Annotated in this window: 22 protein-coding genes; 13 read left to right on the forward strand and 9 right to left on the reverse strand. The window is 71.1% G+C overall.

What is annotated here, in order from left to right; genetic code table 11:
- Positions 1 to 51: 51 nt before the first annotated feature.
- The gene (locus ABD332_RS40765) at positions 52 to 1,584 is read right to left on the reverse strand and encodes a C40 family peptidase (protein ID WP_344508972.1); all 1,533 of its coding nucleotides are present in this window, start codon (positions 1,582 to 1,584) and stop codon (positions 52 to 54) included.
- 316 nt (positions 1,585 to 1,900) lie between these two features.
- On the opposite strand from ABD332_RS40765, the gene mqnE reads away from it, so the two are divergent.
- From mqnE to ABD332_RS40780, 3 genes are read left to right on the forward strand one after another with little or no spacing between them, the layout of a single operon-like run.
- Positions 1,901 to 3,070 carry an aminofutalosine synthase MqnE gene (gene mqnE / locus ABD332_RS40770; protein WP_344508974.1) on the forward strand — a complete coding sequence of 390 codons (1,170 nt, stop codon included), beginning with the start codon at positions 1,901 to 1,903 and terminating at the stop codon, positions 3,068 to 3,070.
- Between the two features lie 9 nt (positions 3,071 to 3,079).
- Complete coding sequence (locus ABD332_RS40775) at positions 3,080 to 3,361, forward strand: DUF4229 domain-containing protein (protein ID WP_344508976.1); 282 nt, start codon at positions 3,080 to 3,082, stop codon at positions 3,359 to 3,361.
- A 44-nt stretch (positions 3,362 to 3,405) separates the two neighbouring features.
- Positions 3,406 to 5,193, forward strand: coding sequence for a M14 family metallopeptidase (locus ABD332_RS40780; RefSeq protein WP_344508978.1), 1,788 nt, complete (start codon positions 3,406 to 3,408; stop codon positions 5,191 to 5,193).
- A 6-nt stretch (positions 5,194 to 5,199) separates the two neighbouring features.
- Here the strand turns inward: ABD332_RS40780 and ABD332_RS40785 are convergent, their stop codons facing one another.
- From ABD332_RS40785 to ABD332_RS40805, 5 genes are all read right to left on the reverse strand, one after another.
- Entirely contained in the window at positions 5,200 to 5,952 is a 753-nt protein-coding gene (locus tag ABD332_RS40785; RefSeq protein ID WP_344508980.1) for a VOC family protein, read from the reverse strand.
- Positions 5,953 to 6,006: 54 nt separating this feature from the next.
- On the reverse strand, positions 6,007 to 7,938 hold the full coding sequence (locus ABD332_RS40790; RefSeq protein WP_344509365.1) for a HelD family protein: 1,932 nt from the start codon (positions 7,936 to 7,938) through the stop codon (positions 6,007 to 6,009).
- Positions 7,939 to 8,113: 175 nt separating this feature from the next.
- Positions 8,114 to 9,049, reverse strand: a complete 936-nt coding sequence (locus ABD332_RS40795; protein WP_344508982.1) for an endonuclease III domain-containing protein — start codon at positions 9,047 to 9,049, stop codon at positions 8,114 to 8,116.
- A 229-nt stretch (positions 9,050 to 9,278) separates the two neighbouring features.
- The gene (locus ABD332_RS40800) at positions 9,279 to 10,229 is read right to left on the reverse strand and encodes a ricin-type beta-trefoil lectin domain protein (RefSeq protein WP_344508984.1); all 951 of its coding nucleotides are present in this window, start codon (positions 10,227 to 10,229) and stop codon (positions 9,279 to 9,281) included.
- A 299-nt stretch (positions 10,230 to 10,528) separates the two neighbouring features.
- Positions 10,529 to 11,299: a VOC family protein gene (locus tag ABD332_RS40805; RefSeq protein ID WP_344508986.1), complete on the reverse strand. Its 771-nt coding sequence runs from the start codon at positions 11,297 to 11,299 to the stop codon at positions 10,529 to 10,531.
- Between the two features lie 85 nt (positions 11,300 to 11,384).
- On the opposite strand from ABD332_RS40805, the gene ABD332_RS40810 reads away from it, so the two are divergent.
- A complete protein-coding gene (locus ABD332_RS40810; RefSeq protein WP_344508988.1) occupies positions 11,385 to 11,960 on the forward strand; it encodes an ArsR/SmtB family transcription factor in 576 nt (191 codons plus the stop codon).
- Positions 11,961 to 12,006: 46 nt separating this feature from the next.
- Positions 12,007 to 13,254 (forward strand): MFS transporter, encoded by a 1,248-nt coding sequence (locus tag ABD332_RS40815; protein ID WP_344508990.1) that lies wholly within the window; start codon positions 12,007 to 12,009, stop codon positions 13,252 to 13,254.
- On the opposite strand, the gene ABD332_RS40820 is transcribed toward ABD332_RS40815, so the two are convergent.
- Positions 13,160 to 14,023, reverse strand: a complete 864-nt coding sequence (locus ABD332_RS40820) for a putative periplasmic lipoprotein (protein WP_344508991.1) — start codon at positions 14,021 to 14,023, stop codon at positions 13,160 to 13,162. The genes ABD332_RS40815 and ABD332_RS40820 overlap by 95 nt on opposite strands.
- A gap of 111 nt (positions 14,024 to 14,134) precedes the next feature.
- On the opposite strand from ABD332_RS40820, the gene ABD332_RS40825 reads away from it, so the two are divergent.
- On the forward strand, positions 14,135 to 14,992 hold the full coding sequence (locus tag ABD332_RS40825) for a menaquinone biosynthetic enzyme MqnA/MqnD family protein (protein WP_425552373.1): 858 nt from the start codon (positions 14,135 to 14,137) through the stop codon (positions 14,990 to 14,992).
- 317 nt (positions 14,993 to 15,309) lie between these two features.
- Here the strand turns inward: ABD332_RS40825 and ABD332_RS40830 are convergent, their stop codons facing one another.
- Complete coding sequence (locus tag ABD332_RS40830) at positions 15,310 to 16,164, reverse strand: serine hydrolase (protein ID WP_344508994.1); 855 nt, start codon at positions 16,162 to 16,164, stop codon at positions 15,310 to 15,312.
- A 261-nt stretch (positions 16,165 to 16,425) separates the two neighbouring features.
- Between ABD332_RS40830 and paaA the strand changes: the two genes are divergently transcribed.
- The 7 genes from paaA (at position 16,426) to ABD332_RS40865 (ending at position 21,463) form a co-directional block, all read left to right on the forward strand.
- Complete coding sequence (gene paaA, locus ABD332_RS40835; protein ID WP_344508996.1) at positions 16,426 to 17,445, forward strand: 1,2-phenylacetyl-CoA epoxidase subunit PaaA; 1,020 nt, start codon at positions 16,426 to 16,428, stop codon at positions 17,443 to 17,445.
- Positions 17,396 to 17,704 carry a 1,2-phenylacetyl-CoA epoxidase subunit PaaB gene (paaB, locus tag ABD332_RS40840; RefSeq protein WP_425552374.1) on the forward strand — a complete coding sequence of 103 codons (309 nt, stop codon included), beginning with the start codon at positions 17,396 to 17,398 and terminating at the stop codon, positions 17,702 to 17,704. The genes paaA and paaB overlap by 50 nt, the downstream gene beginning before the upstream one ends.
- The gene (gene paaC / locus ABD332_RS40845) at positions 17,701 to 18,546 is read left to right on the forward strand and encodes a 1,2-phenylacetyl-CoA epoxidase subunit PaaC (protein WP_344509000.1); all 846 of its coding nucleotides are present in this window, start codon (positions 17,701 to 17,703) and stop codon (positions 18,544 to 18,546) included. The genes paaB and paaC overlap by 4 nt, the downstream gene beginning before the upstream one ends.
- A complete protein-coding gene (paaD, locus tag ABD332_RS40850) occupies positions 18,540 to 19,004 on the forward strand; it encodes a 1,2-phenylacetyl-CoA epoxidase subunit PaaD (protein ID WP_344509367.1) in 465 nt (154 codons plus the stop codon). The genes paaC and paaD overlap by 7 nt, the downstream gene beginning before the upstream one ends.
- The gene (paaE, locus tag ABD332_RS40855) at positions 19,001 to 20,095 is read left to right on the forward strand and encodes a 1,2-phenylacetyl-CoA epoxidase subunit PaaE (protein WP_344509002.1); all 1,095 of its coding nucleotides are present in this window, start codon (positions 19,001 to 19,003) and stop codon (positions 20,093 to 20,095) included. The genes paaD and paaE overlap by 4 nt, the downstream gene beginning before the upstream one ends.
- 61 nt (positions 20,096 to 20,156) lie before the next feature.
- Complete coding sequence (locus tag ABD332_RS40860) at positions 20,157 to 20,765, forward strand: sigma-70 family RNA polymerase sigma factor (RefSeq protein WP_344509004.1); 609 nt, start codon at positions 20,157 to 20,159, stop codon at positions 20,763 to 20,765.
- The gene (locus tag ABD332_RS40865; protein WP_344509006.1) at positions 20,765 to 21,463 is read left to right on the forward strand and encodes an anti-sigma factor; all 699 of its coding nucleotides are present in this window, start codon (positions 20,765 to 20,767) and stop codon (positions 21,461 to 21,463) included. Before ABD332_RS40860 ends, ABD332_RS40865 begins: the two co-directional genes overlap by 1 nt.
- Here ABD332_RS40865 and ABD332_RS40870 read toward each other — a convergent pair.
- Complete coding sequence (locus ABD332_RS40870) at positions 21,453 to 22,400, reverse strand: aldo/keto reductase (RefSeq protein WP_344509369.1); 948 nt, start codon at positions 22,398 to 22,400, stop codon at positions 21,453 to 21,455. The two genes, ABD332_RS40865 and ABD332_RS40870, sit on opposite strands and share 11 nt — an antisense overlap.
- Between the last annotated feature and the right edge of the window lie 30 nt (positions 22,401 to 22,430).

A 22,430-nucleotide genomic window follows, 5' to 3' on the forward strand; every position in this document is an offset into this window, starting at 1 on the left:
AACGGACCGGCCACGGGAGACCCCGTGAGCCGGTCCGGTGGAACAGGTCGCTCAGTTTCCTGACGCGGACGCCGTGGTCTGCGCGGTCGTGCTTGCCCCGGCCGCGGACGGCTTGAGCGCCGACTTCGAAGGCGCCGCGGTGCTGCTGGCCGGGGTGCTCGGCGCCTTCGACGTCTCGTCGGCGGTGGGCTCCGGCGCGGGCGGCGGTGCGGTCGTCGTCGTGGGTGCCGCGGACGACGGCGGCGCCGACGACGGCGGTGCGGACGAGGGTGGCGTGGACGTCGGTGGCGTCGACGTCGGCGGCGTCGAGGACGGGGGCGTCGAGGACGGCGGGGTCGACGAGGGTGGCGTCGACGACGGCGGGGTCGAGGACGGCGCCGTCGTGGTCGGGGTCGCGTTCGGTGCCCGCACCGCGTCGAAGATCCGGGTGGCGCCGAAGAAGCGCGACCACTTGACCTGCCCGATCTTCACCTTGTCACCCGTGGTCGGCGCGTGCACCATCTTGCCGCCGCCGACGTAGATGCCCATGTGGTAGATCGAGCGCCAGTCGCTGGAGTCGCTGGCGAAGAACACCAGGTCGCCCGGGAGCAGCTGGTCGCCGAGGGTCCGCTTGGTCGCCTGGATCGCGTGGGTGCCGTGGTACATGTCGTTGGCGACCCGCGGCACGCGGACCCCGACCTGCCCGTAGGACCAGTAGGCCAGCCCCGAGCAGTCGAAGGTGCTGGGGCCTTCGTCGCCCCACACGTACCAGCTGCCGATCTTGCCAAGTGCGTAGTTCAGCGCCTGGATGGCCTTCGGGTTGGCGACCATGCCGTCGACCGGCACGTTGTCCACGGTGCCGAGGACCTGCTCGGCGGCCGCGTCCTCCGCGGCGATCCGCAGGACCGCCGCCTCGTTGTCGGCCTTGAGCTTCTGGAACTCGGCGTCCTTGATCCTGAAGTCGGAGTCCAGCGGCACGAACGTGCCCTGCGCGGCGAGGTAGGTCGACTGGGCCAGCTCGTACTGCAGCTTGGCGGCCGCCTCCTCCTGCTCGGCGCGCAGCAGGCCACGGGCGTCCTCCTGGCTGCCCGGCTGCTGACCGAGGCCCGGGGCGAGCAGGCCGAACTGGTGCAGGTTGTGGGCATAGCCGTCGAGCGGGCCGAGACCCGTCGCGCGCTTGTAGGCCTCCGCGGCGGCCGAGTCGGCCCGGCTGCGCAGCTCGGTGACCTGGTCGGTGGCCAGCCGCAGCTTGTCCTGGGCGTCGGCGGCCGCGGCCTGCGCGGTCTCCAGGTCGATCTGTGCCTGGAGCCGTTTCTGCCCGAGCGTGCTGACGGCGACCTCGAGCGTGGCGAGCTGGGTGGCGAGCGGGCCGCGCTGCGTCGTGGTGCTCCCACCGACGGGCACGGAGGTGCCGGTGCCCGTCTGCCCGGGCATGAGGAGCGTGCCGGCCGCGATCGGCCGCGAGCCCGTGTCGGGGATCGCGCCGCCCGGATCGGCGTACGCGGGCCGGGGGACCAGCGAGCACAGCAGCGTGCACACGATCGTGGCGACGAACATCCTGCCGCGCCGGCCGGTCGAGTGCTTCCCGCGCTGTCTGGGGATCATGGCCGCGACCTGCGCGGATTCCTCTGCTTGTGCAGGCGGGACCCACTCGTCGCCGGGATAGCTCGCCGCTCTCAGTACCAATCCGTCCATGCCACCGTCCCCAGTCGGTCTGCCCGCCATTGGTCGATCAGTATCGATCGATCAGTCGGTCTGCCGCCCGACCGTGTTTCTGCCCACTTTTGTTTACCTCACGGAAGCAATCAGCGTCGAGAGCTGATCAATGTCAGCTTGCTCGCGATGAGGTGAACAGAGAGATGAACACCGCACTGGCGCCCGGGCCTCTTCCCCGCCGGACGGGCCGACGTACGCTGGCCTCGTGGATGCAGGTGTGAAGCGTGAACTCGAGGCCAAGGTCGTCGCCGGCGAGCGGCTGAGCAGGGAAGACGGCATCGCTCTGTATGAGAGCGACGATCTTGTCTGGCTCGGGAAGCTGGCGCACCACAAGCGCACCGAGCTCAACGGCGACCGGGTGATGTTCAACGTCAACCGGCACCTCAACCTGACCAACGTCTGCTCCGCCAGCTGCGCATACTGCTCGTTCCAGCGCAAGCCGGGCGAGAAGGACGCCTACACGATGCGCATCCACGAGGCGGTCGCCAAGGCCAAGGAGATGGAGGACGAGCAGCTCACCGAGCTGCACATCGTCAACGGCCTGCACCCGACCCTGCCGTGGAAGTACTACCCGAAGGTGCTCCGCGAGCTGAAGGGCGCGCTGCCCGGCGTCAAGCTCAAGGCGTTCACCGCCACCGAGATCCAGTGGTTCGAGAAGATCAGCGGCCTGCCCGCCGACGAGATCTTCGACGAGCTGATGGACGCCGGCCTGGAGTCGCTGACCGGCGGCGGCGCGGAGATCTTCGACTGGGAGGTCCGCCAGCACATCGTCGACCACGCCTGCCACTGGGAGGACTGGTCCCGCATCCACCGCCTCGCCCACAGCAAAGGCCTGCGGACCCCGTCGACGATGCTCTACGGCCACATCGAGGAGCCCCGGCACCGGGTCGACCACGTCATGCGCCTGCGTGAGCTGCAGGACGAGACGGGCGGCTTCACCGTCTTCATCCCGCTGCGCTACCAGCACGACTTCGTCGACTCCGCCGACGGCAAGATCCGCAACAAGCTGCAGGCCCGCACGAAGATGGCCTCACCCGCGGAGTCGCTCAAGACCTTCGCCGTGTCGCGGCTGATGTTCGACAACGTGCCGCACGTCAAGTGCTTCTGGGTCATGCACGGCCTGTCCGTCGCCCAGCTCTCGCTCAACTTCGGCGTCGACGACCTCGACGGCTCGGTCGTCGAGTACAAGATCACCCACGACGCCGACAGCTACGGCACGCCCAACACGATGCACCGCGAGGACCTGCTCCACCTGATCTGGGACGCCGGCTTCCAGCCCGTCGAGCGCAACACGCGGTATGAGGTCGTCCGGGAGTACGAGAAGCCGACGCCCCTCGCCGCGCGCCGGGCGGAGCCGCAGCAGGTCTGGGCGTAGAACGACACCATGTCCGCTCTGCTGAAGTACTCCCTCGCCCGGCTCGGGCTCTTCGTCCTGGCCGCCGCGGTGATGTTCGCCGTCCCGCTCGACATCAGCGTGCTGCTGAAGCTGATGATCGCCGTGGTGGTCTCCGCCGCGCTCGCCTTCTTCCTGTTGAAGAGCCTCCGTGAGGAGGCCTCCGTGCAGGCGGTCGGCGCCGCCCAGCGCCGCACGGAAAAGCGCGATCGACTGCGCGCCGCGCTCAACGGGGATGATGATGGGGGTGAAAGCACCACCAAAGCGGGCTAATAGCGCTTAAACCTTGGATGGTGCAGTCCACCCAAGGAGTCACGATGGCCCGCAAGCTGTCCGTTTCGCTCTCGCTCGCCGGCGTCGGCCTGCTGCTGCTCGTCGGGGTCAACCCCGCCGGCGCCGCGCCCGCCGAGCGGTCCGGCAGCTACGTGGTGGAGGGCGTCCGTACCCTCGAGGACCGCAACCGGGTGGCGCGCAGCGGCGCCGCGATCGACGGGATCGACCACGGGCGGGCCGAGATCACCGCCCTGCCGTCCGAGGTGCGCAAGCTGCGCGACCAGGGCTACGCCGTCGCCGAGGTCCGCGCCGAGGACTTCCCCGTCGCCGACTCGGGATACCACAACTACGCCGAGATGGTCGCGGAGCTGGACAAGGCCGTCGCCGACCACCCGGCGATCGCCCGCAAGATGAGCATCGGCAAGTCGTTCCAGGGCCGCGACATGCCGCTGATCAAGATCTCCGACAACGTCGCGGTCGACGAGGACGAGCCGGAGGTCCTCTACGGCGCCCACCAGCACGCCCGCGAGCACCTGACCGTCGAGATGGCGCTGTACCTGGTGAAGCTGTACACCGACGGCTACGGCAAGGATCCCCGCATCACGAAGCTCGTCGACAGCCGCGAGCTGTGGATCGTGCCGGACCTCAACCCCGACGGCGGCGAATACGACATCGCCACGGGCGGCTACCGCAACTGGCGCAAGAACCGCCAGCCCAACGCCGGGTCCAGCAGCATCGGCACGGACCTCAACCGCAACTGGAGCTACAAGTTCGGGTGCTGCGGGGGATCGTCGGCGAACCCGTCGTCGGAGACCTACCACGGCGACGCGGCGTTCTCCGCGCCCGAGACCCAGCGACTGCGCGACTTCGTGCTCAGCCGGCGGGTCAACGGGGTCCAGCAGATCAAGGCGAGCATCGACTTCCACACGTTCTCGGAGCTGATCCTCTGGCCGTTCGGCTACACGGTCGCCGACACGGTGCCCGGGCTCAACGCCGACCAGCAGGCGGCGTTCGAGGCGCTCGGCGCCGGGATGGCGAAGTCCAACGGCTACACCGCCCAGCAGTCCAGCGACCTCTACATCACCGACGGCTCGGTCATCGACTGGCTGTGGGCGACGCAGGGCATCTTCGCCTACACGTTCGAGATGTACCCCGGGCCCGGCTCCGCCAGCGGCTTCTACCCGCCGGCGAGCGTGATCGCGGCGCAGACGGCCCGCAACAAGGAGGCGAGCCTGCAGCTCGCGGAGTACGCCGACTGCGTCTACCGGGTCATCGGCAAGCAGGCGCAGTACTGCGGCGGCGACACGGTCTGGTCGGACGACTTCGAGACCGCCAAGGGCTGGACCACCACCAGCGGCACCGCGACCGCCGGGCTGTGGGAGCGCGGCAACCCCGAGGCGACCACGCAGAACGGCCCGAAGCAGCTCGGCGACACCGTCAGCGGCGACAATGACCTGGTCACCGGCCGCAAGGCGGGCACCGCGGCCGGCAGCTACGACGTCGACGGCGGCACGACCGGCGTGCGGTCACCGTCGGTCGCGCTGCCCGCCGCCGGCCCGCTCACGCTGGGCTGGTCGTGGTACTTCGCGCACGCCGCGAACGCGTCGGCCGCCGACCAGTTCAAGGTCAGCGTGGTGCAGAACGGCTCGAAGACCGCGATCTTCACCCGGGCCGGCACGGCGTCCGACCGTGCCGCGGTGTGGGCCGCGGCCAGCGCCGACCTCACGCCCTACGCCGGCAAGACGATCCAGCTGCTGATCGAGGCCACCGACGCCGCCGGCGCCAGCCTCATCGAGGCCGCCGTCGACGACGTCAAGATCACCCGCGGCTAGCGTTCACTAGAGGCCGCCCGAAAAGCCGTACTCGTCGGAAATCTCGATCAGTGCGAAATGAGCACCGGCCGGGTCGGCGACGCGGGCGTACCAGCCGGCCGACGACACCATCGGCTTGCGGGCGACCGTGCCGCCCAGCTCGGCCACCCGCTCGCACGCCGTGACCGCGTCGTCGACCATGAAGCACACCGTCCAGTGCTCCGGCAGGCCCGTGGGGAACCGGCCGTCGATCGGCAGCAGCCCGCCGACGGCGTCGTTGTGGTGGTGCAGCTCGAAGTACGGCTCGGCGTTCTCCGTCTCCACCGCGTGCCACCCGAAGACCTCGCCGTAGAAGGCGCCCGTCCGGTCCAGGTCGTGGGCGGCCAGCTCGTACCAGCAGATCGCGCCCGGCTCGAACGACACCTGCGCCCCGCCGAACCTGCTGCGCTGCCACGTGCCGAAGACCGCGCCGCCGGCGTCGGCGAACAGGGCGGCCGTGCCCAGGTCCCGCACGCTCGCCGGCGGCACCTTCACGGACCCGCCGGCCCGCTGGACCGCCTCGGCGGTGCGGGCCGGGTCGTCCGTCGAGATCGAGATCAGCCACGCGGGCCGGCTGGCGGTGCGCAGGCCGGCCACGGCGCGGCCGTTGAGCGTGAAGTGCCCGTCGTCGTTGAACTGCCAGCCGAAGAGGCCGCCGTAGAACGCCCGCGCGGCGACCGGGTCGGGGCTGCCGACCTCGGCCCAGCACGGTGTACCCGGCGCGTAACCCCTTACTCGCATTCCGCGTCCTCCCGGTTGTCACACTGTTTCGAGATAGTGACATCCGGGACGTGATCACGACACCCTATCCAACGGTGCAGGAAGCGGACGTTCGTGGAGAACGTCCAGCCGCGACACCGCCCGCGTCAGGACCACGAAGAGCCGGTTCAGCCCGCGCGGCTCGGCCTCGACGATGTCGGCCGGCTCCACGACGATGACGTGGTCGTACTCGAGACCCTTCGCCAGGCTCGCCGGCAGCACCGTGACCCGCTCGTGGTGCACCACGGCGGCGATCGCCGGGACCGCCGCGTCCGCCGCGATCACCCCGATCGACCCCTCGAAGGTCAGCGCCAGCCGCACCGCGTCCTGCAACGGCGTCGCGCCGATCGTCAGCGCGCCGTCGGTCCGCAGCGACCGCGCCTCCGGCACGTCGACACCGAGCGCCGGCAGCAGCCGGTTGGCCAGGGCGACCACCGCGGCCGGCACCCGGAACCCCGTCGTCAGCGGCACCACCCGCGCGTCCGGCTTGCCCAGGTGCGCCAGCAGGGTCCGCCACTCCAGCGCCGCCCACGGCGCCGTGCCCTGCGCGAGGTCACCGAGCAGCGTGATCGACCCGTGCTCGGAGCGCCTGGCGATCACCCGCGCCTGCATCGGCGACAGGTCCTGCGCCTCGTCCACCACGACGTGGCCGAACGAGGGCACCCGGTCGATCAGTCCGGCGGCCTCGTCCACCAGTACCGCATCCGCCGCCGACCAACGGGCGGACCTCGCCGTCTTCGGCGGCTTGGCCCAGGCGATCGCCGCCTGCTCGTGCGGCTCGAGGAGCTCGTCGGCCGGGTCGCTGAGCACCTCGAACACGAGCTGCTCCGGCGTGACCGCCGGCCACGCGTGATCCAGCACCGCGACCACCGGCTGCGACTTCCCCATCCGCCGCTGCCAGCCCTCGCTCGGCGAGTCGCCGCGCCGCGCCTCCGACTGCCGCATCAGCAGCGACACGATCCTGGCCCGCACCCGCTCCCGGCCGATCCCGTACGGTGGCGCCTCCCGCCGCACGTCGTCGACCACCCGCCGCAACGCCTCCGCCGACACCCGCCACCGGTAGGACCCGTCGGACACCGTCAGCGGCTCCTCCGGCTTCCGGATCTTGCCTTCCAGGCGTCTGCGCAGCACGTCCGCCATCCGCGGGTCGTGCTTCACCCTCGCCGCGGCCTCGTCGTCGTCCGTTTTCGCCGGTGTACCGAGCAGCCCGTCGATCGTGGACTGCTGCACCTCGATCTCGCCGAGCGCCGGCAGCACGCTCGCGATGTAACCGAGGAACGCGCTGTTCGGCCCCACGATCAGCACCCCGGACCGCTTGAGCCGCTCCCGGTGCAGGTACAGCAGGTACGCCGCCCGGTGCAGCCCCACCGCCGTCTTCCCGGTCCCCGGCGCCCCCTGAACGCAGATCGACTCGTCCAGCTCCGCCCGCACCAGCTCGTCCTGCTCCGGCTGGATCGTCGCGACGATGTCCCGCATCGGCCCGACACGCGGCCGCTCGATCTCCTCCAGCAGGATCCTGCTGGTGCCGAGCTCCTCGCCGGCCTGCAGGTTCTCGTCCTCGAAGCTGGTCAGCTCACCCTTGACGAACCCGAACCGCCGCCTTCTGCTGACGTCCTGCGGGTCCTTGACGCTCGCCTGGTAGAACTTCCGGCTCATCGGTGCCCGCCAGTCCAGCACCATCGGCTCCCCGGCGACGTCGGTGACATGCCGCCGCCCGACGTGGAACTTGTCCTGCTCGATCTCCAGCTTCCCGAAGAACAACGGCGTGTCGGGACTGTCCGCCAGCTCGGCGATCCGCCGGGCCAGATGCCGCCCCAGCGTCTCCGCCGCGAACGGGTCCCCGGCCACCTGATCCCCGGTCGAGAACAGATCCTCGGCATGCTCCCGCATCCTGCGGAGCGCTTTGCGTGAGGCTTCCAGGTGCGCTCGCTCAGCGGCGAGCTCGTCTTCCAGTGCGGGCACGGTGATTTCCTTCAGGGGAATCTCAGCAGCTGCTCGCTCGCGTATCCGGACCGCATCGACCCGGCGCGTAGGGACGTCCGCTGCGGTGCCTACCTCACCGCGGCCGTCAAGCGGTCCACCACCTTACGCCCCACCCACCACCCCTTCCACCCATTTCCAATGTCGTGTCGGCTCCGCTGGTTCAGACGCGGGCGCCGGCGGTGCGGGCGGCGTGGCGGCAGGACTCGGCGAGGAAGCAGCGACGGCAGTCCGGGGTGGCTGCGGTGCACGTGTCGTAGGCGACCTGCTGAAGCAGGGGGTGGACGCGCGCCAGGTCCGGGCCGTAGGCGAGGAGGTCCGCGGCGACCCGGCGGCTGCCCGGTTTGGTGAGGCCGCCGTCGTGGTCGGTGAGGCCGAGACGGTACGCGACCCGCATCAGGTGCTGGTCGATCGGCACCATGTCGGGCATGTTGTTGATGATCGTCACCACGAGGGCGGCGGTGTGGGTACCGACGCCGGGCAGCGACAACAGGTAGTTCAGGGCGAGCGCGCCGGAGCCGGCGATCAGCCGGTCGAACGCCGTCGCGCCGCGCCTGGTGAGGATGGCCGCCGTGGCGTGCAGGCGGGAGGCCTTGACCTCGCCGAGCGGCCTGACCAGCTGGGCCAGCCTGGGCAGTGGCAGGGCGGACAGTCGTTGCGGGGTGAGGCCACCGCATGCGGCGGCGAGCCGGGGGAACACCTTCCGCACCGCCTCGGCGGGCCGGCCCTGGGCCAGGATGGCCAGGACGAGCGTCTCGAACGGCGAACCGTTCAGCAGGATCATGCCCTGGTGGTGCCGGCGCAGCGTTCTCAGCGCCGGGTGACCCGCGAGGGCCATGGCGCCGACCTGTTCGCCGTTGCGGAACGTGGAGATCAGCACGTCACGCAGCAGCGCCTCCTCCGCGCTGGTCCGGAAGGTGAACCGCAGCCCGCCGTGGTCGGCCTCGACCCGCACCGGGACGCCCCGCCCGTTCGGGTGGTAGGTGCGTTGCCACTCACCGACCCCGGTCCTGTACCAGGCCAGGGCAGGGATCTGCAGCTTCATGGTGGCCGCGAGATCAGGCGTGGTGTCGCATTCCAGGCGTAGTGCGGTAAGCATCCGTGCACCTCATCGGCAGGGGGCCAGGACGGCGAGGTACGACCGAGATGCCATCGCGTCCACCCAGCGGCGCTCAACGCGCCGGTGCCGATGCCACTTCGGAGTGCCCTCCCGAAGTAGCGCGCTACGTGCCCACCCCGTTACAGATAGGCAGATCGTGATCGTCGGTGGCTGGTCGAAACACCGACCGATCGGCGCAATTCCCCCGTGGGATGCGGCGGAAGCGCCGCTACGGCAGGGTCCATCGTTGCGCGTCGGACTGGTTGCAGGCCGACATCCGCTGCGGGGCCCTGCTGCTCACGTTGTCCGGGCTCCCGAGGCACAGCCCCGACGCCTGGTTGATCAGCGAGCCCGCGGGTCCGGACCGCCACCGCTGGGCCGGTCCGCCGTCGCAGCCGCGCAGGCGGAGCTGGTCGCCCGATGCCTGCAGGCACCGGCCGACGGCCCGGATGGTCCCGTCCCCCGCCACGGTCCATGCCTGGCCGGAGCTGCCGTTGCAGTCCGCCCGCCGGACCTTGTCGCCGCCGTCGTCCGGGTAGGCGCTGCCGTCGAGGCACAGCCCGGAGGCGCCGGTGATCCGGCCCGTGCGGGACTCGACGCCGGGCGGCGGCGACACGCCGGGCAGTTCGCTGGGCGCGGGGTCACCGCTCGGCGGGACGGCATCCGACGGGCTGGGTGACACCCCGGGCAGCGGCGGCTTCCCGGGGACTGACGACGCCCCGGCAGTCGCCGGCGCGTCCGTCGCCCCAGCCGTCGCCCCGGCCGACGCCGCCTCCGTGTCCGGCGCCGGCAGGCCCGGCGCGGCGGCCGTCTCGAAGAGGCCACCCCTCGGCGCCGCCGTCCAGGCCGGGCTCGCGGCGGGCGCCGCGGGCCGGTCGCCGAGGCCCAGCCCGAGCGCGGTGGCGCCCAGCGCGAGCACCAGCATGCCCGAGCCGACGGCAAGGCGGCGCCAGCGGACCCGCCTGCCCGGACGGGCGGCCTGGGTCGGGAGGACGTCGGTGGGCGTCCCCGCGTGCCGGCCGTCGTCCTCGGATCGGTCGTCGGGCGCCGGTACGTCGTCCAAGGGCTCGTCGGCCGCGAGCTGGTCCGCGAGCAGGCGGACGTACGGACGAACCAGCAGCGGCTCGTCGTCGAGTTCCGGCCCGGCCGTGCACGCGGCCGTCATGCTGGGATCGGTCATGCGCCGGCCGCTCCCTCCACCCAGGGCCGCCGGTTCAGCCGCGGCCGTCGCCGTCGCGGCCCTCGAACACCATCACGAACAGCGCCGGGGGTCGCATGACGCCGAACGTAGCGGCCATCGGTGCGTACTGATGAAATTGCGGAGGGTGATTTCGGAAATCACCCTCCGGATTCACCCGCCCCGGGTGGGTGGAACGTCTACCTCCGTCCGGCCAGGGCGCGCCGTGGCCCTGGCCGAACGGCCGACCGTCAGCCGGCGGCGATGTCCACGGGCAGCGGCTAGAAGTGCTCGCGCAGCGGCTAGAAGTGCTCGCGCAGCTCGGGGAGCAGCTCGAACGCGAGGAACGCGGCACCCGTCGGGTCCAGCAGGAACGCGCCCTGGCCGATGCCCGCGTCCACCGGGCCGGCCATCAGGCGCCCGCCCAGCGACTCGGCGCGCGAGGCGGTCGCGGCGCAGTCGTCGACGAGGATGATCGTGCGCCAGTGGGCGGGGGTTCCCGGCGGGTAGAGCGCGCCCATCGGGCTCATGCCGCCGACCACCCGGTTCGTCGCGACCCACTCGTGGTACTCCTGGTTGGCGCCCGCCGAGCCGGCGCGCTCGGTCCAGCCGAAGACATTCCCGTAGAAGGTCACCGCCGTGGGTACGTCGGGGGTGACGACCTCGCTCCAGCAGATCGCGTTCGACTCGTTGACGACCTGCGTGCCGGCGAACGTCCCGCGCTGCCACACGCCGAACACCGCGCCACTCGCGTCGGCGAAGAGGGCGCTGCGCCCACGCGTCCCGGCCTGCGCCGGTGGGGCGAGCATGCTGCCGCCCGCGTCGGTGACCAGGCCCGCGGTCGCCTCGACGTCCTCGGTCGACACGTAGGTCAGCCACGCCGACGGGCGGCCGGGCGCGGCGGCCAGACCGGCCACCGCCAGGTCGCGCAGCAGGAACGTGGTGGTCCCGTCGTCGGCGGGCGCCACCGCCCAGCCGAAGAGCCCGGTGTAGAAGTCGGCGGAGGCCGAAGCGTCGGGGCTGGTCAGCACGGTCCAGCACGGCGTAGCAGGGGCGTAACCACGTACTCGCACCAGTCCCCCTCAGTTGAAGATCCCCAACGATAAGAAAAAAGGTCTGACCTTAGATCATCCGAAGGGCCATGAATACCCTGGGTACGTGGCTGATGAGACCCCGGTGCGAGCGAACATCCGCGACGCCTCGACCATGCGCGCGCTCGCGCACCCGGCGAGGATCGCCATCCTCGACCGGCTCTTCGACGGCGGGGAGCCGGCGACCGCGACGGAGCTCGCCGAGGTCTGCGGCCTGTCACCCAGCGCGACCAGCTACCACCTGCGCGAGCTGGCGAAGGTCAACCTGATCGAGCAGGCGCCGAGCCGCGGCGACGGCCGGGAGCGGGTCTGGCGCAGCCAGCTGCGGGGGCTCAACATCGAGCCCGGCCCGGAGGGCGGCGCGGCGGAGCGGGCCGCGGACCGGGAGCTGTCGCTGATGTTCCTGGAGATCGAGGACGCTCGGGCGCGGGCGTGGCTGGCCCGCCGCGACGAGGAGCCCTACGCGTGGTACACGGCCGCGACCTCGGCCGACATGCAGATCCAGGTCACCGCGGACGAGCTCAAGGCGCTCAACGACGAGGTGTTCGCGCTGTTCGAGCGGTACGCGCGGTCCCGCCGCCCCGACCCGCCGGAGGGCGCCCGCCAGGTGAACGTGACGTACCGGACCTTTCCCCGCAGTTAGGGCAACCATCTGGTGATCACGAGATGTGAAGCATTAACTTCGAAGTATGTCCTTCACATCCGCTCGTGACGTGTACCTGCTCGCGGTCGCGCGAGGCGTCTCGTACCTCGGGGACTTCATGGCCGCCACCGCGATCCTGCTCGCGCTGCAGGACCGCGGCGCGGGCGGATCCGCCGTCGCAGCAGTCCTCATCGCATCGGTCCTGCCGGTCGTCGCGCTCGCCCCGCTCGTCGGCCGGCTCGTCGACCGGGTCGACAGCCGCGTCCTGCTCACCGCCGTCGGCCTCGGCCAGGCCGCCTGCTGCGCCGCGATGGCCCTCACCACCAACACCTGGCTGCTGATCACGCTGGTCGCGCTGCTGGCCGCCGGCGTCGCGGTGACCTCACCGACGTTCAACGCGCTGCTGCCCGACTGCGCCGGACCCGACGGCGTCGGCCGGGCGATGGCGATCGGGCAGACCGCCAACTCGATCGGCACGCTCGCCGGTCCCGCCCTCGCCGGAGTGCTCGTCGGCGCGTTCGGCCTGCGCGTCCCGCTGCTCATCGACGCCGTCACCTACCTGGCCGTCGTCGCCGCCGGGCTCCTGCTGCGCACCCGCCGCACGGCTCCCACAGAGGCGGCAGGCACTGGTCGTACACCGTGGAAAATCCGCGACGACAAATTCCTGCTCGCATTGACCTGCCTGGTCGGGGCCATCGTGCTCACGATCAACGTCGACATGGTCGTGGGCGTGTTCTTCATCCGCGAGACGCTCGGCGGCAGCCCCGCCGAGTTCGGGCTCGTCGAAGCGGCGTGGACGGCCGGCATGCTCGCCGGAGGATGGCTCGCCGCGTCCCGCGCCCGGGACGACGGCGCACTCGGCCGGGCCCTCGCGCTGATGCACCTGGCGACCGCGCTGGTCGTGCTGCTGTCAGGCTTCGTCACCGCGGTGTTGCTGGTGTACCCCCTGTGGCTGCTGGGCGGCGCCGTGAACGGAGCGGAGAACAACTTCCTCGGCGTCATCGCCGCCAGGCGCGTCCCCGCGGCCGTGCGAGGGGCGTTCTTCGCCCGGTTCGGCGCCGTGATCAACGCCGCCAACCTCATCGGCTACGCGGCCGGCGGCGTGCTCGTCGGCCGGTTCGAGCCACGGCAGATCGTCATCGGCTGCGGCGTCGCCGGCCTCATCGCCGCCGCGACCCTCGGCGGCTGGATGTGGCGGGTCAGCGCGGCGGCTGGGTCAGCAGCTGCTTCGTCACTTCCCGGCACGTCTTCGTCCCGTAGTCCTTCCCCAGCGTGCTCGGGTAGTGCGCCATGATCCCGATCGTCCACCCGTCGCCGACGGCCATGCACGCGATGTGCCACTGACCGTCGTCCCGGGCGAGCCAGCCGTTCTTGATCGCGGTCGCCTTCTGTACGTCCGCCGGCAGCACCTCGATCGGCCCGAACCGCCCCGGCCCGCGCACGTTGCGCATCTCGTTGAGCAGCCAGCCGGTCCACTTCGGCCCCGCCGCCCGCCCGTCGCCGATGCACTTCGCCAGCCGGGCCACGTCACGCGCCGACATCTGCGTCAGGCTCCACGAGTTCTGCGTGCCCTTGGTCTCCGTGAGCCCGCAGGTCGTGATCATGCGCTTGATCGAGGTCAGGTTGCCGTTCTGGACGTGGTACTTGAACGTGTTCTCCGTCTCGGAGTCGCGGATCATGCGCGTCAGCTCCTGCAGCGCGGCGGCCGCGGGCTGCTTGTTCTGCTCGGCCTGCCGGCGCAGCCAGTCCGCGGCGACCCAGGCCTTCGCCATGCTCGCGGTGTCGCTCGTCGTGTACGGGGTCGACCCGTACATCTTGTCTTCCTTCAGGTCGTAGAACGCCCACGACCAGAAGCCCTTGACGTTCATCGTCACCGGGTTGGTCGGCGAGAAGAGCGGACCGCTGGGGCTCGGACTCGCTGCCGGACCCGCCGCGGACTCACTCGCCGCGGCTTCCGAGGCCGCTGCGGCGGCCTGCTGGGTGTTTTGCGGCTTTTGCTCCGCGGGTGTGCTGCAGCCCGCCAGCATGATGGCGCAGGTCAGTACTGCGAGGGGGCGTCGCATCCCCCAGAGGGTACGCGCCGTGACAATGCCCCGCCCGCCTGCGTGTCCCGCCGGATCACGCGCTGTGACAATGACCGCCTCTCCTGCTTGAGCGGCGAATCCTGGGGCACCATGGGCGGTGTGCCTGCACTGCAGCGGCCCCGCGTCGGCCACATCCAGTTCCTGAACTGCCTGCCGCTCTACTGGGGGCTGATGCGCTCGGGCGCACTGATCGACGTCGACCTGCACAAGGATTCCCCCGAGCGGCTGAGCGCCGCCCTCGTCGCCGGCGACCTCGACGTCGGCCCGATCACCATGGTCGAGTACCTGCGCAACGCTTCCGACCTGCTGCTGCTACCCGACATCGCGGTCGGCAGCGACGGCCCGGTGCTGTCGGTCAACCTCGTGTCCACCGTGCCGCTCACCTCGCTGTCGGGCCGGCGCGTCGCGCTCGGCGCCACGTCCCGCACCGGCGTCATGCTCGCCCAGATGTACCTGGAGTCGAAGGTCGGCGTCACGCCCACGTACTTCCAGAGCCCGCCCGACCTTGCCCGCATGCTCGACGAGGCCGACGCCGCCGTCATCATCGGCGACGTGGCCCTGCGCGCGATGCACGACGCCCCGCAGCACGGCTGGACCGTCACCGACCTCGGCCAGGCCTGGCGCGACTGGACCGGCCTGCCGATGGTCTTCGCCGCCTGGGCCGTCCGGCGCTCCTTCGCCGAGGCCCACCCCGGCCTGGTCAAGGACGTCCACCAGGCGTTCCTGCGCTCCAAGGAGCTCTGCCTGACCGAGCTCGACGAGGTCGCCGAGGCCGCCGCCCGCTGGGAGACCCTGTCGGCGGCGACCCTCGCCCACTACTTCCGCGTGCTGGACTTCTCCCTCGGCGCCCGCCAGGTCGAGGGCATCCGCGAGTTCGCCCGCCGCACCGCCGCCCGCGGCGTCGTGCCCGCCCTCCCCCCGAACGGCCCGGAGTTCTTCATCGGCTAGAACTACATTCGGTGACTGTTGTGTATACGGTTTCAGTGATCAATTTGTATGCGTCAGGTACGGTGAAGAGAAAGCGGAGCGCCACCGTGACCGCCGCCCCGCCTCCCGGCCGACACGAGGCCTGAGCCCTGCCTGACGTCCCCGAGTCGAGTCGCCGCCCGTTCGCTGCCTGATCGCGCGCCCGACACAGGCGAGGGCTCGGGCCGCGGGAAGGGCCGGGGTACGGCGAGGCGCGAGCGGCCGTCGTGGCAGGACTGATCCGGCACGACCAGCGCGGCGGCGGGACCGATCCCGGCGCGACCGGTGCGGTGGGTTCGCTAGGCCTGGAGCTGGCGGGTGACGCTGGTGCAGATCTCGGCGCCGTAGCCCATGCCCTTCGAGGACGGGTAGACGGTCAGGACGCTGAGGACCCACTCGGTGCCGATGGCCAGGCAGTTGACGTGCCACTTGCCGTCGCTGCGGGCGATCCAGCCGTTCTTGACCGCCGTCGCCGCCTGCTCCGTGGCCGGCAGGGCGGGCACGATGCCGAACTCCTGGCTGCTGGCGACGTTGCGCATCTCGTTGAGGACCCAGTCGGTCCACTTCGGACCGGCCGCGCGGCCGTCGCCGATGCAGGCGCCCATCCGGGCGGCGTCGCGGGCCGAGAGCAGGGTGCTGGCCCAGTCGATGTAGGCCTTGCTGTCCGTCAGCCCGCACATCTGCACGAGCCGCGTGATGCTGGCCGAGCGGCCGTCGAGGGTCCAGAAGTACGAGGCGGCGGTGTTGTCGCTGTTGCGGATCATGGATGTGAGCTGGCGGAGGATCGAGGTGCTGGGGTTCGGGGTGCGGCGCAGGTAGTCGGCGGCCAGCCAGGCCTTGATCATCGACGCGGTGCGCTGGGTGGTGGCGGCGTTGGGGGAGCCGGCCATCTCGCCGGTGCGGCGGTCCAGGACCGTCCACGACCAGAAACCCGTGGCGTTGACCGTGACGGCGGCGGGGTGCAGCAGCGCCGGCGGGAGTGACGGGGCGGCCGGGGCCGCCGGGGCGGCCTTCCGGGTCGCCTCGACCTGTGGCGCCGTGGACTCGGTCACGGCCGCGGGCGCGGCGGCGCTGAAACTGTGGTCGTCCAGCAGGTCGCTGCCCCAGACGAACGGGACGCCGATCATCACTGCGACGGCCAACAGTACGAGCATGGTGAATCCGACGCGCTTGCGCATGGGTCGGTGGTCCTCCCTGGCGGTCGCACCCATTGCATCGACCGCTGGTCATGAGCAGATGTAGCCGGGGTAACCAGCACGTAAGCAATCAGGGGGTGACGCCACGTGATGATCCCGGACAGTCTCTCCTTCCAACGCATTCTTCGCAGCTCGGACGCGCTCAAAGGTCCCTGGTAGTTGCCTCGATGGCTGTGACACCTTCTTGCCGATCCGGTCGGTTGCTGTAACACTGAGGGGGTGTACGGCAACGACTTCGCCCCGCTCCTCGAGCAGGTGGACAGCGCCGAGCGGGACCTTCAAGACGCCGCCGGCCGGGACGTCGCGGCTGGTGAGGACCTCCAGGGCTACTTCGACGCGATCGTCGCGGCCGACCAGAAGGTCGAGCCACGCGACTGGATGCCCGAGGCCTACCGCAAGACGCTGATCCGGCAGATCGCCCAGCACGCGCACTCGGAGATCATCGGCATGCAGCCGGAGGGCAACTGGATCTCCCGCGCGCCGTCGCTGAAGCGCAAGGCAATCCTGCTGGCAAAGGTGCAGGACGAGGCCGGGCACGGCCTGTATCTCTACGCCGCCGCCGAGACGCTCGGCATCTCCCGCGACGAGCTGGTCGAGATGCTCATCGACGGCCGGCAGAAGTACAGCTCCATCTTCAACTACCCGACCCTGACCTGGGCCGACGTCGGCGCGATCGGCTGGCTCGTCGACGGGGCCGCGATCGTCAACCAGGTGCCGCTGTGCCGGTGCTCCTACGGGCCGTATGCGCGGGCGATGATCCGCGTCTGCAAGGAGGAGTCGTTCCACCAGCGGCAGGGGTTCGAGATCCTGCACACGCTGTCGCACGGCACCCCCGGGCAGAAGGCGATGGCGCAGGACGCCGTCGACCGGTGGTGGTATCCGTCGCTGGCGATGTTCGGCCCGCCCGACGGCGACTCGACCCACTCCGAGCGGTCGATGGCGTGGAAGATCAAGCGGTTCTCCAACGACGAGCTGCGGCAGCGGTTCGTCGACATGTGCGTCCAGCAGGCCGGCGTCCTCGACCTGCGGATCCCCGACCCCGACCTGCGGTGGGACGAGGAGCGTCAGCAGCACCACTACACCCAGCCCGACTACGACGAGCTGATGCGGGTGATCAAGGGCGACGGCCCCTGCAACCAGGAGCGCATGGAGCACCGCCGGCGGGCCCACGAGGAGGGCGCCTGGGTGCGTGAGGCCGCCATGGCGTACGCGGCGAAAAGAGAGAACAGTGCTGTTTGAAGTGTTCGTCCGGCCGAGGCGGGGGCTGTCCCACGCTCACGTCGGCAGCCTGCACGCGTCCGACGCCGAGATGGCGCTGCGCAACGCCCGCGACGTCTACACCCGCCGCCAGGAGGGCGTCTCGATCTGGGTCGTGCCGGCCGCGGAGATCACCGCGAGCAGCCCCGACGAGAAAGACGCCTTCTTCGCGCCCGCCGCCGACAAGGTGTACCGGCATCCCACGTTCTACGACGTGCCCGAAGGTGCGAGCCACATATGAGCCACTTCGGATACGTGCTGGGCCTCGCCGACGACGCGCTGATCGCCGCGCAGCGGCTGAGCGAGTGGTGCTCGCGGGCGCCGGAGATGGAAGAGGACATCGCCCTGGCCAACATCGCCCTCGACCAGCTCGGCGTCGCCAGGATGCTGCTGGGCTACGCCGGCGAGCTCGAAGGCCAGGGCCGCACCGAGGACGACCTGGCATACCTGCGCGAGGCGCACGAGTTCCGCAACGTCCGGCTGGTCGAGCTCGACAACGGTGACTTCGCGGTCACCATGGCCAAGCTACTGTTCCTGTCCGTGTACCAGCGGCTGCTCTACGACCGGTCGATCGGCGCCGGCGACGAGCGGATCGCCGCGGTCGCCGCCAAGGCCAGGAAGGAGTCGGCGTACCACGTCGATCACAGCTCCAGGTGGGTCGTGCGGCTCGGCGACGGCACCGATGAGTCGCACCGCCGCATGCAGGCCGCCGTCGATCAGATCTGGCCCTACACGCACCAGCTGTTCGAGGCCGACCCCGCCGTGCACGCCCTGGCCCTGACCGGCGTCGTGGTCGCCCCGTCGACGCTGCGCCCGGCCTGGCTCGACACGATCGACGCCGTCCTGACCGAGTCCCAGCTGAGCAGACCGACGACCGAAGCGACGTCTCACCTGAGCAGACCGACGGCTGAAGCGGCGTCCCAGCTGAGCGGCCCGACGACCGAAACGGCGTCCCAGCTGAGCAGACCGACCACCGAAACGGCGGTCATGAGCAGGACCAGGACCGAGCACACCGAGGCCCTGACCGAGCTGCTCGCCGACATGCAGGTGCTGCACCGCGCACACCCGGGAGCCCGCTGGTGACGCTGTTCGACGTGGTCGCCGCCGTCAAGGACCCCGAGCTGCGGGTCCTCAACGTCGCCGAGCTCGGCATCCTCCGCGACGTCGACGTCACCGAAGACGGCAGCGCCGTCACGGTGACGATCACCCCGACGTATTCGGGCTGCCCCGCCATGGACCTGATCCGCGCCGACATCGAGTCCGCCCTGCACGACGCGGGCGTCGAAGACGTCAAGGTGCGGACCGTGCTCGACCCGCCCTGGACCACCGACATGATCACCGAGGAGGGCCGGTCGAAGCTGGCCGCGGCCGGCATCGCGCCGCCGAGCTCCACCAAGGTGACCGTCCAGCTGTCGATCCGGTGTCCCAGGTGCGGGTCGCCGGCGACCGAGCAGCTGTCCCGGTTCGGCTCGACCGCGTGCAAGTCGCTGTGGCGCTGCACCGCCTGCCTCGAGCCCTTCGACGCGGTGAAGGCGCTATGACGGCCCCGCCCAAGCTGCGCCGCCCGACGTTCCACCGGCTGCCCGTCGTCGACGTCGAGCAGCTCACCGACGACTCGGTCGTGGTGACGTTCGACGTCCCGGTGCCGCAGCGCGCCGCGTTCGCGTTCCAGGCGGGGCAGCACCTCACCGTGCGCAGATGGCACGGCGACACCGAGGTCCGCCGCTCGTACTCCATCTGCTCGAGCCCATCGAAGCTCGCCGCCGAAGGGGTCCTGCGGGTCGGGATCAGGGCGGTGCCCGGCGGGGCGTTCTCGTCCTACGCGGTCGCTGACCTCTGCCCCGGCGACGAGATCGACGTGATGCCGCCGCTGGGCCACTTCACCACGGCGTTCGACCCCGCCCGCACCCGGCACTACGGTGCGCTGGTCGCCGGATCCGGCATCACGCCGGTCCTGTCGCTGGTCGCGACGGCCCTCGAGGTCGAGCCGGCCAGCCGGTTCACCGTCGTCTACGGCAACCGCGCCGCCGGCACCGTCATGTTCGCCGAGGAGCTCGCCGACCTCAAGGACCGCCATCGCGAGCGGCTGCACGTCGTACATGTGCTGTCGCGGGAGGCGCAGGAGTCGGCGCTGCTGTCGGGGCGCCTCGACGAGCAGCGCATCGGCGCCATCCTCGACACGCTTGTCCCGGCGGCCACCGTCGACGAGTGGTTCCTGTGCGGGCCGCACGGCATGGTCCTCGACGCCCGGGTCGCGCTGAGCCTCCGGGGCGTGTCCGACAACGCCGTGCACACGGAGTTGTTTCATGTCGCCGATGTACCGGCAGCGCCTGCCCGTGTCACCTCTGAAGCAGCGGGCGTGACGGTCGACATCGTGCTCGACGGCAGGACGTCGACCATAGCGATGGCTCCTGATGAGCGGATTCTCGACGCCGCGCTCAGACAGCGACCAGAGCTGCCGTACGCGTGCAAGGGCGGTGTCTGCTCCACCTGCCGTGCCAAGGTCGTGTCCGGTTCCGTGGAGATGGCCCGCAACTTCGCCCTGGAGCCCGACGAGGTCGCCGCCGGGTATGTCCTCACCTGTCAGGCCCTGCCGATCACCGACAAGGTCGTGGTGGACTACGACGCATGACGCTGTGCTTCGATCCGTGGATCGATCCCATCCGCGGCCGCGGCGGCTCCGAATGAACGACATGAGACCCGAACACGAGGAGCTGCCCACCCAGCGACTCGTCGCCGTGCCGGCCCCGCAGCGCCGCGTCGACGCCGACGAGCTGCTGGGCCGGGTCGCCCGGGGCGACGAGCGGGCGTTCGCCGAGCTGTACGACCTGCTGTCGCCGCGCGTGTACGGACTGATCCGCCGCGTGCTGCGGGACCCGGCCCAGTCGGAGGAGGTCGCGCAGGAGGTCATGGTCGAGGTGTGGCGCAACGCCGGCCGCTTCGACGGCACCCGCGGCTCGGCGACCGCGTGGGTCTTCACGATCGCGCACCGCAGGGCCGTCGACCGGGTCCGCGCCGAGCAGGCCAGCAGCGACCGGGCGCAGCGGGTGGCCGCCAGCAGCGTCGACACCCCGTACGACGACGTGGTCGAGACCGCGACGGCCCGCATCGAGCAGCAGCAGGTCCGCCGGTGCCTCGACGGCCTCACCGACCTGCAGCGCGAGGCGATCACGCTCGCGTACTACAACGGCAACAGCTACCGCGAGGTCGCCGACCTGCTCGGCGCCGCGCTGCCGACCATCAAGACACGCATGCGTGACGGGCTGATCCGGATGCGGGACTGCCTGGGGGTGGCGTTCTGATGGCCGAGACGGTGGACATCCACGCGCTGGCCGGCGCGTACGCGCTGGACGCGGTCGACGACCTGGAGCGCGCCGCCTTCGACCGGCACCTGCGGGAGTGCGGGACGTGCGCGGTCGAGGTCGCCGAGCTGCGGGAGACGGCCTCGTGGCTGACCCACGCGGTCGCCGAGGCGCCCCCGCCGCGGCTGCGGGAGTCGGTACTGGCCGAGATCGGCCGGACGGCGCAGGAACGTCCCCGGCGGGGTGCCTCCGGCGCGGGCCGGTCCCGGCGCGCCCGGGTGCTGCGCTGGGCCGCCGGCGCGGTGGCGGCCGCGGTGCTGGCCGCCGGCGTGGGGGTGGCGACGTGGACGGTCGCGCAGCAGGACGTGCGGCGGGAGAACGCCTGGGTCGACGCGGTCCTCGCCGCTCCGGACGCCCGCCTGGTCTCCTCCGAGATGGCGGGCGGCCGGGTGACGCTGATCGTCTCGCCGTCGCGGAACGCCGCGGTGGCGGTGCTGGACGGCCTCGACAACCCCGGCGCCGGCAAGGCTTACCAGCTGTGGATGGTCGACGACTCGGCGCACAATGCCGGCGTCCTCGCTGGTGGGACGGGCCGGCAGTACATCTCCGGCCTCGCGCCGACGTTCGCGGTCACCGTGGAGCCCGCGAGCGGCTCGTCGAGCCCCTCTGACACGAAGGTCGGGCAGATCACGCTGTGAGGGCGGCCTCGATCGCGGCCTGGTCCTCGGCGGTGGGGACCCAGGATCCGGCCGCGACGTTGGCCTCGACCTGCTCCGGGCTGGTGGCACCGGCGATCACGCTGGTCACTGCCGGGCGGGCGGCCAGGCCACCGATGGCGACCGCCAGCAGGTCGACGCCCCGCTCCCGGCCGACCGCTTCCAGACGCTCGATCGTGTCCCAGGGCGCGGCGGCGAGGACCTTGTCGAAGCCGTCCCGCGCCAGGCGGGTGCCCTCGGGGGCGACCTCGCCGCGCCGGTACTTGCCGGTCAGCAGCCCGTGCGCGAGCGGGAAGAACGGCAGCAGACCCACCCCGTAGTGCTCCAGCGCCGGCACCAGGTCCTTCTCGATGCCGCGCTCCAGCAGCGAGTAGTAGTTCTGCGCGCTGACGAACGGCGCCTTCCCGGTGGTCTTCGCGGTCCACGCCGCGTCGGCCGCCTGCCACCCGGAGAAGTTCGAGTGTCCGATGTACCGGACTTTGCCCGCTTTGATAAGCGCGTCGAGGGCGTCGAGGGTCTCCTCGATCGGCGTCTCCGGGTCCGGGGCGTGCAGCTGGTACAGGTCGATGTAGTCGGTCTTCAAGCGCCACAGCGACGCCTCGACGGCCTTCGCGATGTACCGCCTGCTGCCCCGCGCACCCCAGTCGGGCCCGTTCGAGCCGCGCGCGTCCATGCCGAACTTGGTCGCGACGATGACCTCGTCCCGGCGCTTCCCCAGCGCCCTGCCCAGCGCCTCCTCCGAGGCGCCCGGGGTCGCGCCGTACACGTCGGCGGTGTCGAACAGGGTCACCCCGAGATCGATCGCGGCGTGGACCACGCCCGCCGCGCGGTCCGCGTCGATGCGGCCGCCGAAGTTGTTGCATCCGATGCCGACGACGGAGACGGTCAGGCCCGAGGAGCCGAGGCGTCGATAGCGCATGTCAGTCACTTGGTGATCCTAGGCACGAGA

This window comes from Dactylosporangium maewongense (genome assembly GCF_039531485.1).
Classification (GTDB): Bacteria; Actinomycetota; Actinomycetes; order Mycobacteriales; family Micromonosporaceae; genus Dactylosporangium; species Dactylosporangium maewongense.

What these genes read in the sequence shown, in the direction of transcription:
- ABD332_RS40865 (WP_344509006.1), top strand. Translation starts at nt 20,765, where the DNA reads ATGGCCGAGACGGTGGACATCCACGCGCTGGCCGGCGCGTACGCGCTG.
- ABD332_RS40800 (WP_344508984.1), bottom strand. Translation starts at nt 10,229, where the DNA reads ATGACCGATCCCAGCATGACGGCCGCGTGCACGGCCGGGCCGGAACTC.
- ABD332_RS40765 (WP_344508972.1), bottom strand. Translation starts at nt 1,584, where the DNA reads ATGATCCCCAGACAGCGCGGGAAGCACTCGACCGGCCGGCGCGGCAGG.
- ABD332_RS40825 (WP_425552373.1), top strand. Translation starts at nt 14,135, where the DNA reads ATGGGCGGTGTGCCTGCACTGCAGCGGCCCCGCGTCGGCCACATCCAG.
- paaC (WP_344509000.1), top strand. Translation starts at nt 17,701, where the DNA reads ATGAGCCACTTCGGATACGTGCTGGGCCTCGCCGACGACGCGCTGATC.
- ABD332_RS40820 (WP_344508991.1), bottom strand. Translation starts at nt 14,023, where the DNA reads ATGCGACGCCCCCTCGCAGTACTGACCTGCGCCATCATGCTGGCGGGC.
- paaE (WP_344509002.1), top strand. Translation starts at nt 19,001, where the DNA reads ATGACGGCCCCGCCCAAGCTGCGCCGCCCGACGTTCCACCGGCTGCCC.
- ABD332_RS40780 (WP_344508978.1), top strand. Translation starts at nt 3,406, where the DNA reads ATGGCCCGCAAGCTGTCCGTTTCGCTCTCGCTCGCCGGCGTCGGCCTG.
- ABD332_RS40815 (WP_344508990.1), top strand. Translation starts at nt 12,007, where the DNA reads ATGTCCTTCACATCCGCTCGTGACGTGTACCTGCTCGCGGTCGCGCGA.
- ABD332_RS40795 (WP_344508982.1), bottom strand. Translation starts at nt 9,049, where the DNA reads ATGCTTACCGCACTACGCCTGGAATGCGACACCACGCCTGATCTCGCG.
- ABD332_RS40830 (WP_344508994.1), bottom strand. Translation starts at nt 16,164, where the DNA reads ATGCTCGTACTGTTGGCCGTCGCAGTGATGATCGGCGTCCCGTTCGTC.
- ABD332_RS40785 (WP_344508980.1), bottom strand. Translation starts at nt 5,952, where the DNA reads ATGCGAGTAAGGGGTTACGCGCCGGGTACACCGTGCTGGGCCGAGGTC.
- ABD332_RS40775 (WP_344508976.1), top strand. Translation starts at nt 3,080, where the DNA reads ATGTCCGCTCTGCTGAAGTACTCCCTCGCCCGGCTCGGGCTCTTCGTC.
- ABD332_RS40860 (WP_344509004.1), top strand. Translation starts at nt 20,157, where the DNA reads ATGAGACCCGAACACGAGGAGCTGCCCACCCAGCGACTCGTCGCCGTG.
- ABD332_RS40870 (WP_344509369.1), bottom strand. Translation starts at nt 22,400, where the DNA reads ATGCGCTATCGACGCCTCGGCTCCTCGGGCCTGACCGTCTCCGTCGTC.